At 75.7% G+C, this 9,957-nt stretch carries 8 protein-coding genes; 5 read left to right on the forward strand and 3 right to left on the reverse strand.

Features of this window, described 5'->3' with window-relative positions:
* Positions 1-35: 35 nt before the first annotated feature.
* The gene (locus HTZ82_RS01040; RefSeq protein ID WP_175407329.1) at positions 36-1,580 is read right to left on the reverse strand and encodes an amino acid adenylation domain-containing protein; all 1,545 of its coding nucleotides are present in this window, start codon (positions 1,578-1,580) and stop codon (positions 36-38) included.
* Positions 1,580-3,892: a lantibiotic dehydratase gene (locus HTZ82_RS01045; RefSeq protein ID WP_175407336.1), complete on the reverse strand. Its 2,313-nt coding sequence runs from the start codon at positions 3,890-3,892 to the stop codon at positions 1,580-1,582. The genes HTZ82_RS01040 and HTZ82_RS01045 overlap by 1 nt, the downstream gene beginning before the upstream one ends.
* Positions 3,893-4,125: 233 nt before the next feature.
* Between HTZ82_RS01045 and HTZ82_RS01050 the strand changes: the two genes are divergently transcribed.
* The 5 genes from HTZ82_RS01050 (at position 4,126) to HTZ82_RS01070 (ending at position 9,034) form a co-directional block, all read left to right on the forward strand.
* Positions 4,126-4,335, forward strand: a complete 210-nt coding sequence (locus HTZ82_RS01050) for an MbtH family protein (RefSeq protein ID WP_175407330.1) — start codon at positions 4,126-4,128, stop codon at positions 4,333-4,335.
* A 375-nt stretch (positions 4,336-4,710) separates the two neighbouring features.
* Entirely contained in the window at positions 4,711-5,442 is a 732-nt protein-coding gene (locus HTZ82_RS01055; protein ID WP_175407331.1) for a GNAT family N-acetyltransferase, read from the forward strand.
* 109 nt (positions 5,443-5,551) lie between these two features.
* Positions 5,552-6,778 carry a CdaR family transcriptional regulator gene (locus HTZ82_RS01060; protein WP_254711543.1) on the forward strand — a complete coding sequence of 409 codons (1,227 nt, stop codon included), beginning with the start codon at positions 5,552-5,554 and terminating at the stop codon, positions 6,776-6,778.
* Positions 6,779-7,040: 262 nt separating this feature from the next.
* Positions 7,041-7,427, forward strand: a complete 387-nt coding sequence (locus HTZ82_RS01065; RefSeq protein WP_175407333.1) for a hypothetical protein — start codon at positions 7,041-7,043, stop codon at positions 7,425-7,427.
* A complete protein-coding gene (locus HTZ82_RS01070) occupies positions 7,424-9,034 on the forward strand; it encodes a cation acetate symporter (protein WP_175407334.1) in 1,611 nt (536 codons plus the stop codon). The genes HTZ82_RS01065 and HTZ82_RS01070 overlap by 4 nt, the downstream gene beginning before the upstream one ends.
* A gap of 87 nt (positions 9,035-9,121) precedes the next feature.
* On the opposite strand, the gene HTZ82_RS01075 is transcribed toward HTZ82_RS01070, so the two are convergent.
* Positions 9,122-9,919: a DUF72 domain-containing protein gene (locus HTZ82_RS01075; RefSeq protein ID WP_175407335.1), complete on the reverse strand. Its 798-nt coding sequence runs from the start codon at positions 9,917-9,919 to the stop codon at positions 9,122-9,124.
* Positions 9,920-9,957 lie beyond the last annotated feature (38 nt).

The raw sequence follows: 9,957 nt of genomic DNA on the forward strand, positions 1-9,957 counted from the left end.
CGAGGACGTGGACCCGGACAGGGAGGTGGACGCGGTCACGGCCGGCCTCCCGTCTCCGCGAGGGCCCGCCGGTCGGCCTTGCCGCCCCGCGTCGTGGGCAGCTCCGCCAGCCGTACGAACCGGCGCGGCATCAGATGCGGCGGCAGTGTCGCGCCGAGGTGCGCGCGCAGCGCCGCGTCGCCGGTGTCCGCCAGGTCGCCGGTGACGTGCGCGACGAGGAACACCCGTCCCGCGTCGTCCGTGCCGGCGGTGACGACCGCGCCCGTGACGCGGGCGTGGGCCAGCAGGGCGCCCTCGACCTCGGCCGGGTCGACCCGGTAGCCGCGGATCTTCACCTGCCGGTCGCTCCGCCCCAGGTAGTGCAGCCCGCCGGGCCCGAGCCTGGCGAGGTCGCCCGTCCGGTACAGCCGCGCCCCCGGCGGCCCCGACGGGTCCGGTACGAAGCGTTCCGCCGTACGGGCGGGCAGGCCCCGGTATCCGCGCGCCACGCCGGACCCGCCGATGCACACCTCACCGACGGCGCCCTCCGGCACCGGCCGCAGGTCCTCGTCGAGGAGACGGACGACCACCCCGTCGATGGGCGTCCCGACGATGTCGGCGTCCGTCGGCGGCTCGGCGGGCACGGCGTACCGGGTCGACGTCATGGTGCACTCCGTCGGCCCGTACTGGTTGACCAGCACGCCGTCGACCAGCGCCCGCCCGCCCGCGGCCAGGAACGGCCGCAGCGACTCGCCGCTGGACACCACGAGCCGTACGCCCGCCAGCAGCCGCTCCGCGTCGGGCCGCCCCGCGAGAAAGGACAGGAACGACGGGGTCACGCTCAGCAGCGCGGTCACCCGGTGCGCCCGCACCGCGGCGCCGAACCCGTCGGGCCGCAGCAGCGCGGAACGCGGCACGACCACGAGCCGCCCGCCCGCGAGGAGCGGCGCGAACGTGTCCCGTACGGACGCGTCGTACCCCAGCGGGGCGACCTGGAGCGCCACCGTGTCCGGGCCGAGGCCGTAGTCGCGGACGACGAACCGCAGGTACGCGTCGAGACCGCGGTGCTCGATCAGCACGGGACTCGGCTCACCCGTCGTACCGGACGTGTGGCTGACGTAGGCCAGGGCGCGCCCGTCCGGCGGCGGCCCGGCGGGCGGCCGGACTCCCGTGGCGGGACCTGCGGCGGGTCCTGCGGCGGGTCCTGCGGCGGGGTCGGCGGGCCGGTCCAGGAGCACCGGCGGCCCGGGAACCGGCAGTGCGAGCCGCCCGGCGAGCCCCGACGTGGTCACCAGCAGGTCCGCGCCCCCGCTGCGCACCAGCGCCGCCAGCCGCCGCGCCGGCTGCTCGACGTCGAGGGTGAGGAACGCGGCCCCGCACCGTACGGCGGCGGCCATCGCGACCACCGCGTCCGCCCCGCGCTCCAGGGCCACGGCGCACACCGTCTCGGCGCCCGCGCCCCGCGCCCGCAGCGCCGCCGCGAGGGTGTCGACCCGGGCGGTCAGCTCCGCGTACGTCAGGTCGCCGTCCGGCGTGGTCACGGCCACCCGGCCGGGCTCGCGCGCCGCGTGCGCGGCGATGTCGTCGACGAAGGTACGCATCACAGCGCCCCCTCGACAGCCGTCTGGTCCACGGCCACGAACCGCAGCTCGGACGTGTACACCTGCCCGGCGTCGTCCTTCAGCCACGCCTGCTCGGGCGTGGGCAGCATCTCGCTGACCACCAGCCGCGCCCCGGGGTCCTTGCGGGCCAGGCGGCGGGCGGCCTTGGCGAAGATGTTCACGTACACGGGGCTGTCGAAGTCGACGTAGAACGGCCGCGGTTCGGCCGGGGACACGACGAACACGAACCGCGGCAGCTCACGCTCCCGCGCCCAGGCACGGGCCCGTACGAACCGCCGCGCCTCCGACTTGTCCTCGGCGAAGCCCAGTTCGGCCGCCGGCAGCGTCCAGGTCTCCCGCGCCACGACCATCTTGTCGAGGGTGATACGGGGCGTGTGGTCCCCTTCGGGGCGCAGCGTGAAGCGGTCCATGGCGCGCTGCGTGAGCGTGTTGGCGTACACGTCGAGCAGGTCGAACGCGGCCCCGTCCGGCAGTACGGCGACGAGCCCGCCGTCCCGCACCTCGACGGTCACGTCGGCGGCGAGCACCGTGCGCGGCCGGTGCGGGTCTCCGGTGTGGTCCACCAGGGCGACCTGGTAGTCCTCGGGCCGTTCCAGGGACGGCCTGCTGCGCGCCGACCACTTCAGCGGCAGCTCCTTCGGCAGCATCGGCAGCAGCCGCGGCCCCGGGAAGTCACGGGTCGTCTCCGCCACGAGCGCGTCCCGGTCGGGATGCTGGTGGACGAAGAGCGACGCGCCCATCGTGTTGAGCGCGCAGTGCATCTCGCCGAGCAGCAGCTCGAAGTCGCCGCGCGCCACGGCGTCCGCGTCCTCGGCCAGGACGAGCACGTCCGGGCTGAAGTAGCGGGACAGCGACCATCCGGAGCCGGGTTCGTCGAACTCCGCCCGCACCCGCTCCGCGATCCCGTCCGCGGACGACAGCCGCACCCGCCGCGCCCCCTCCGGGAGCCGCAGGACGCGCGCCCACTTCTCCCGCAGCTCGGCCTGTACGGCGGCGAGGTCGTCCTCCGCCTTCGGGTGCGGCGACGGCAGGCACGCCAGCCACAGCGACGCCAGGTCGACGCGGGCGCCGCCGGCGGCGAGCCGGTCGTACACCGGGCGGATCCGGGCCCGGACGCGTTCCGCGAACCGGTTCGTCATCCACCGCGCCGCCGTCAGGCACAGGGCCAGCGGCGTCAGTTCGGCGAGGAACGAGGACCCGAGCGCGGCCGTCGCGGACCGCCGGCAGTCGGCGTACACGACCCCCCGGCACGGCGCCGTCCTCGCGCCCTTGGCGCGCTGCGCCTCGGTGGCGGTGAGCGCCGCGAAGTCCGCCTCCAGGGCGCCGAGCGCCGAGGTCAGCGCGTCGGCGTCGGTGCCGGCCGCCCGCACCGCGTCACGGCCGCGCTCCAGCACGGCCAGTTTCTCCAGGGCGGGTTCGCGCACGGCGGGGTCACCGATCCGTTCGAGGATCGCGCGCAGCTCCCGCTCCGGGTGGGTGCTCGACGGCACCTCCAGGCGCCACTGCGCCCACCGCGCCGCCACCAGGGACCGTACGGTGTCGGCGGCCTCCTCCGGCGACAGGGCGGCCGCGTCCGCGATCTCCGCGACCGTCCGCGTCCCGTCGCACAGGGCCAGCACCGTGCGGGCAGGCTCGGCGATGTCCTGCGGCCGCCGGCCGGGGATGCGCACGGTGCCGTCCTCGACCCGTACGAGCGAGACCCGGCGCGGCGGTATCCAGGCGTGCAGCGCCGCATCGGCGTCGAGGCTCCGGGCGAGCGCGTCGATCGCCCAACTGGAGAAGTACACCCGGGAGTCGGCGAGGAAGCCGTGGCCCGGGTCGACGGTGATCCCGTCGCCCGCGAGGTCCCAGCGGCCCCAGCCGACGGGCCCGAAGAAGCCGATCGTGTCGTTCTTGACGCAGAACCGCTGCCAATAGTGCGCGACGAGCTCCTCGCGCTGACGCGGCATGCTCGTGCGGCCCGCGGCGGTCGGCGTCCAGGACAGGAACGGCGCCACCCCCGTACGCAGCACGGTCGGGTTCTGCCAGGCGACGGCCGCCCTGAACCGGGGGCTCGCGGCGATCTCCTGGAGCAGCTCCGCCGTCCGTACCGCACCCGCGTCGAACTCCTCCGTGAACGCCTCCCACTCCGCACCGGCGGGCGCGTCGTCCGGCCCGAACTTGTCGGCGGCGGCCGCGAGTCCGGGCGGGGCGAGCCGCAGGACCCCCTCGGCCGGGAAACCGGGCCCGCGCAGCGCGAAGTGCTCCCACAGGCGCCACCCCCCGGCGGGCAGATGAACGGTCTCCGGCATGTCCGGCATGGCGGAACTCCTTCCGAAGGAGGGACGGCGGCGTGGCGCGACGTGACGACGTGACGACGTGACGTCTGGCCCTGACGACACTGCCGGTGCGGCGCGCGCGGCCACCAGGGAAGGAGCCGCAGGGTGCGGCGCACGAGCTGCTGCGCGTTTGTCCCTGTCGGCCGGCCGGGGGCCGGGCCACGCTGGGCCCGTCGACCGAGCCGAGTGAGGGAGGACGGAGCGCGATGAGCGAGACCGACGAGCAGGAGTACCTGGTCGTGCGCAACGACGAGGAGCAGTACTCGATCTGGAGGGCGGACCGCGAGCTGCCGCCGGGATGGCACGCCGAGGGCACCGCGGGGCCGCGGCAGGAGTGCCTGGACCACATCGGACGGGTGTGGACGGACATGCGCCCGCTGAGCCTCCGCAGGCACCTCGCCGACACGGGCGCCTGACCCGTCACGGGCCGGCGGGGGACCGCTCCCGGAAGGGCCGGGGAAGCGCCGGGGGAAGGCCGGAGAACCTCCGGAGAACCTCCGGAGAAGCGCCGGGGAAGCGCCGGGGGGAGGGCTGCGGGAGGGCTGCGGGAGGGCTGCCGGAGAGGTGGTGGGGAAGGCTTCACCCGGGTGTGCGAACACGTTCCCCCGGGGTTCTGTTCAGCACCCCGCCCGGGCTGCATACTGTCCTTCCTCGCACCGTGCCGAAACGGCTCACCTGCGCGTTCACCCACTCCGCGGTGGCGTGCGGGCCCCGGCCCGGCGAGCCCCCGCCGCTCCCGTGCCGCGTACCGACGCGGGAGCTCCCCCTGCTTGTGGAAGACCCGAGGTTCCGTGCCTGTACCCGTTGTCCTTGCCGGGCGCACCGTGCGCCTGGAGCCGCTGGCCCTGCGCCACGCCGAGGGCCTCGCGTGGGCCGGTGCGCACCAGCGCGCCGCCTTCGCCTACACACCCGTGCCCGACGGGCTCGACGCGTCGTACGAGTACGTCGCGCGCGCCCTGGCCGATCAGGCCGCGGGGCGGGCGCTGCCGTTCGCGCTGGTGAGCGCCGCGGACGGCCGGGTGGTCGGTTCCACCCGGTTCCTGGAACTGGACTACTGGCGGGGCCCGCTGGTGTGGCCCCCGGTCACCGGGGTCCCGTACGGCGACCCCGCGACGGCCGTGCCCGACGCCGTCGAGATCGGCAACACCTGGATCGCCGGGGAGGCGCGCGGGACCGGCGTCAACACGGAGGCCAAGCTGCTGATGCTGCGGCACGCCTTCGAGACCTGGGGCGTCCGGCGGGTCACGCTGCGCGCCGACGCCCGCAACACCCGCTCCCGCGCCGCGATCGAGCGGCTCGGCGTCACCTGCGAAGGTGTCCGGCGGGCGCACTGCCGCGGTCTGGACGGGGTGGTGCGGGACACGGCGTTCTACTCGGTCCTCGACGAGGAGTGGCCCGCCGTGCGCGGCATCATCGAGCTCCGCATGTCCGCACGCCGCACCCCGGGCGCCCTCCTCGACGGGCCCTTGGCCGGCGGGTACCGGGAGCACGGCGACGCGGCCGGGCAGTTGCTCCCGGCCTGACGGCACGTCCTCAAGCGCGCCGCACAGGGAGCCGTATCAGGGTGTGGTCGGGGGCTCGCCGTGGCGTAAGCGACTGCTTAGCATGGGCCCCTCCGTAAGGGAGGGCCCCATGCACAGCAGTTCCCCGGACCCCGCTCCTCTCCGCCTCTTCGAGCGCGCCTGCGGCAGCCTGCTGCGGCGCGGGCAGGAGTTCTCGGACTCCGTGGTCGGGAAGATCCGCGCCGAAGTGCCGTACTACGCCGACCCCGTCCTCGCCCCGCCGGACGTGCGCCTGACCGTGGGCACCGGGGTCCGGCACGCCCTGGAGGCGGCCCTGGACCCCGGACGGCTCGCGGACGTCGAGCGCTCCACGCGGGAGCTGGGACGCAGGCGCGCCGAACAGGGCCGCCCCCTCGACGAGGTGCTGCACGCCTTCCGCGTCGCGGGCTCGGAGGTCTGGAACGCGATCATCAAGGTCGTGGACGAGGAACGGCTCGGCGACACCCGCCAGTTGGTCCACGTCGCCGAGCTGGTGTGGAAGAGCAACGACCGCGACGCCGTCCTCGTCGCCGACGCCTACCGGCAGGTCGCCGACGGCGTCGCCAGCCGGCACGGCGAACGCGTACGCCTGGTCCTCGCCGCCCTCGTGGAGAGCCGCGACCGGCCGGAGTTCGTGCGCAGCGCGGCCGGCATCCTGGGGCTGCCGCTCGACGGCCGGTACGCGGTGGCGGTGCTCGCCGCGACACCCCCGTACGGCCGTGTCCCCGGCACGGACCCCGACGTGCCCGGCGTCCGCGTCCTGCGCCAGACGGGCGGGCGGCACGACATCCTCGTCGCCCACCTCGGAGACCGCCCTCTGGATGCGTTCGTGTCCGCCCTCGACGCCGGCGCCGGGTTCCGCGTCGGCGTCAGCCCGGTCGTGGAAGGCCTCGAAGGCCTCGCCCGCGCACGCGACCTGGCCGCACTCGCCCTGCGCACCTGCCGCGCCGACGGCGAGGTCGCCCGCCTCGACACCCGCCTGCCCGACGGCCTCCTCGTCGCACGCCCCGACCTGTCCGCCCGGCTCGCCCAGGGCGTGCTCCGGCCCCTGTACGCGCTGGAGCCCGCCGACCGCGACACGCTCCTCGACACCGTCGGCTTCTGGATCGAGCACGGCGGATCCGCCGCCCGGGCCGCGCAGCGCATGTTCTGCCACCGCAACACCGTCCTCAACCGGCTCCGCCGCTTCGAACAGCTCACCGGGCTCGCCCTGACCCGCCCCCGGGACCTCGTGCGGCTCACCCTCGCCCTCGACGCCCACCGCCTGGGCGTCGGCGTCACCGACGCCGGGCCGCACCACCACCCGCCCGCCTCCTGACGACCCGCCACCCGCCGCGCACCCGCGCCCCACTGGGCAGCCGCACAAGCGCGCGTGCCGCGCCTTGGGCGCGCACAACGGCCCGCGCGCACGGCATGGACGGGCCCGGGCCCCGGGTGCTCTCGTGGGCTCCCGTCGGCGGCGGCCCCACACGCCCGCCCGCGTCCCCGCACACCCATCGCAGCCGCTTCCGCAGCCGCTTCCGCAGCCGTACGCGGTCCCGCGTCCGCGGCCACGCCCGTACGCCCGCACGCCCACGCTCATGCCCGTGCCCCACGCCGGCATCCGCCCCGGCGTCGGCGTCGGCGTCCGCGTTCGCGCCCGCCAGGAGTCCGCCATGACCTACGCCTACGAACCACCGCTCCACGAGCCCCCACGGCGCCGCCCCCGCCCGGGCACCGTCTTCGCCGTCGTCAACGGAGCGACCCTGGCCGTCCACCTGCTCCTCGCCCAGTCCGCCGAGGCGTTCCTCGCCACCCGCGTCTGGGGCGAGACCACCGTCGGCCTCCTGGGGCTCCTCCTCCAGGGCGCCCTGCTGGTGGTGACGGCCGTACGGTACGACCGCCACGCGGACCACGCCCGCACCGACCGGCACGAGCCCGAACCGCCCGCGGCGGCGGCCGAGCAGCCGGGGCGGTGGCGGGAATGACGACGCACCCCCGGACGGCGACCGCGCTCACCGCGTCGGGCGCCCTCGACGGCGCCTCCAGCTCCCTGGTCCTCGTGGGCTTCCTGGCGATCATCGTGCCCGTCCTGCTGATCTGCGCTCTGAGCGCACCCGAGCGCGAGAACGCCGGCGACTTCTACACCGCCGGCCGCACCCTGCGGCCCCTGCGCGGCGCCCTCGTCCTGTCCGGCGTCTACCTGTCCGCGGCCACCGTCCTCGGCACCACGGGCAGCGTCGCCGTCTTCGGGTACGACGGCATGTTCATCGCCCTGTGCACCGTCCTGTCCCTCGGCGTGCTGCTGCTCCTGGCCCGGCCGCTGCGCGAGCGCGCCGGGTACACGCTCGGCGACACCTTCGCCCTGCGGGCGCCCGGCCCCGCCGTGCGGATCGCCGTCGCCGTCGTGACTCTGAGCGTCAGCGTCCCGTACCTCGTCGTCCAGCTCTCCGGCGCGGGCGTCACCACCGCGGCCCTCCTCGGACTGTCCGGCGCCGGTGCCGAACAGACGGCCATCGTCATGATCGGCGCGCTCGTCGTCTGCGCCACGGTGTTCGGCGGCATGCGCGGCACCGTCGTCATCCAGCTCATCAAGACGGCCGTCCTGCTCTGCGCCGCCCTCGTGGTCACGGCCGTGCTGCTGCACCGCTTCCACTGGAGCACCGACGCGCTCATCGACGCCGCCGCGCAGGGCAGCGGCCGCCCCGGCGAACACCTGCGCCCCGGGCTGCGCTTCGCCGCCGGTACCGAGCCCGCGAGCACCCTCGACCACATCGGCCTGATGGTCACCATCGTGCTGGGCGTGGCGTGCCTGCCGCACGTCGCCACCCAGCTCAGCACCGCCCCCGACGCGGCCACGGCGCGCCGCACCGTACGCCACACCCTCGGCATCGTCGCCGGCTTCTGCGTCGCCACCGCCCTCATGGGCCTCGGTGCCGCCGCGCTCGTCGGGGCGCCCGCGATCATCGCGGCGGACCCGGCGGGCAACGGCGCCCTGCTGATGCTCGCCGACGAACTGGCGGGCGGCCCGACCGCCCAGGTCGGCGGGGCGTTCCTCGTCGTCCTCGTCACCTCTGCGGCGTTCCTGACCACGCTGGCCGTCGTCGCGAGCGTCACGCTGGCCGCCGCGGGGGCGTTCGCCCACGACCTCTGGACGCATGTGCTGCGCCGGGGCCGCACCACCGAACGGCAGGAGGTGACCGCCGCCCGCTGGGCGTCCGCAGGCGTCGGCGTCCTGAGCATCGTGCTCGCCGTGTCGGTCCAGGGCTGGAACGTCCTGTTCCTGTCGGCGCTCTCGCTCGCCGTCGCGGCGTCCTGCCTTCTCCCGGCGCTGCTGTACACCCTCTTCTGGAAGGGCTACACCCGGACCGGACTGCTCTGGACCCTGTACGGAGGACTGGGCTCCGCCGTCGGCCTCCAGGTGTCGGGCCCGGTCTTCTCGGGCGCGCCGCTCGCGCTGTTCCCGGACTGGCACCTCGACTGGTTCCCGCTCCAGACGGTCGTGCTGGTGTCGCTGCCCGTCGCCTTCCTGCTGGGCGGCGCGGCGAGCGTCGCGGCGCGACGGCGGCCACGGGCGGAGGCGGACATCCGCTGACCGCAACCGCGCGGCCGCGGGGCGCGGGCCCGTCAGGCCCGTCAGGCCGTCGGGCTCATCGGGCCCGTCACGTCCTGTCAGGTCCCGTCAGGCCCGACCCGGCTCCGTGGCCGGTGCGTCGGGCGGCAGGTGCGGCGGGGTGCGCGTGACGGCCAGCCCCGCCGCCCGCGCCGCCCGCGCGAACGCCACGGCGTCATGCACGGCGGCACCGTTCGGGTCGTTGTTGAAGTACGCGTACACGTCCTCGTCGCCGGCCCACGTGTCCGCGACCCGCCGCACCCACGTCTCCAGGGACTGCCGCCCGTAGCGCGGCCACTCCCGGGCACGGCCGACGTGGAACCGTACGTAACCCCAGTCCGCCGTCCGCCACAGCGGCGTCACCGGCCGCGCCGCCACATCGGCCCAGCACAGCGCGGCGCCCCGCGCCTCCAGCACGCCCCGCACGGCGGGCGTCCACCACGAGTCGTGCCGCGGCTCCACCGCCACCCGCGCACCGGAGGGGAAGCAGCCGAGGCAGGTGTCGAGCAGCCCCGGATCGGCCCGCAGGGTCGGCGGCAACTGGAGCAGCACGGGCCCGAGCCGGTCGCCGAGCCCGGCCGCGTGGCTCATCAGCCGCTCCACCGGCTCCTCCGGCTCCCGCAGCCGCTTGATGTGCGTGAGGAAGCGGTTCGCCTTGACGGCGACGACGAAGTCCGGCGGGGTGCGGTCCCGCCACGCCCGGAACGTCTCCAGGGACGGCAGCCGGTAGAACGCGTTATTGCTCTCTACGGTCGCGAACCGGGCCGCGTACTCCTCCAGCCAGAGCCGCTGCGGCGTCCCGGCCACGTACAGGACGTCGCGCCAGTCCCTGTACTGCCAGCCCGACGTGCCGACGAGAAGCACCATGCGGCCATCGAAACACCACGGCGCCGCTACTGCAGCGC

Source organism: Streptomyces sp. TRM64462, from assembly GCF_013362995.1.
Taxonomy (GTDB): Bacteria; Actinomycetota; Actinomycetes; order Streptomycetales; family Streptomycetaceae; genus Streptomyces.

What these genes read in the sequence shown, in the direction of transcription:
- HTZ82_RS01040 (WP_175407329.1), bottom strand. Translation starts at nt 1,580, where the DNA reads ATGCGTACCTTCGTCGACGACATCGCCGCGCACGCGGCGCGCGAGCCC.
- HTZ82_RS01045 (WP_175407336.1), bottom strand. Translation starts at nt 3,892, where the DNA reads ATGCCGGAGACCGTTCATCTGCCCGCCGGGGGGTGGCGCCTGTGGGAG.
- HTZ82_RS01050 (WP_175407330.1), top strand. Translation starts at nt 4,126, where the DNA reads ATGAGCGAGACCGACGAGCAGGAGTACCTGGTCGTGCGCAACGACGAG.
- HTZ82_RS01060 (WP_254711543.1), top strand. Translation starts at nt 5,552, where the DNA reads ATGCACAGCAGTTCCCCGGACCCCGCTCCTCTCCGCCTCTTCGAGCGC.
- HTZ82_RS01065 (WP_175407333.1), top strand. Translation starts at nt 7,041, where the DNA reads ATGCCCGTGCCCCACGCCGGCATCCGCCCCGGCGTCGGCGTCGGCGTC.
- HTZ82_RS01070 (WP_175407334.1), top strand. Translation starts at nt 7,424, where the DNA reads ATGACGACGCACCCCCGGACGGCGACCGCGCTCACCGCGTCGGGCGCC.
- HTZ82_RS01075 (WP_175407335.1), bottom strand. Translation starts at nt 9,919, where the DNA reads ATGGTGCTTCTCGTCGGCACGTCGGGCTGGCAGTACAGGGACTGGCGC.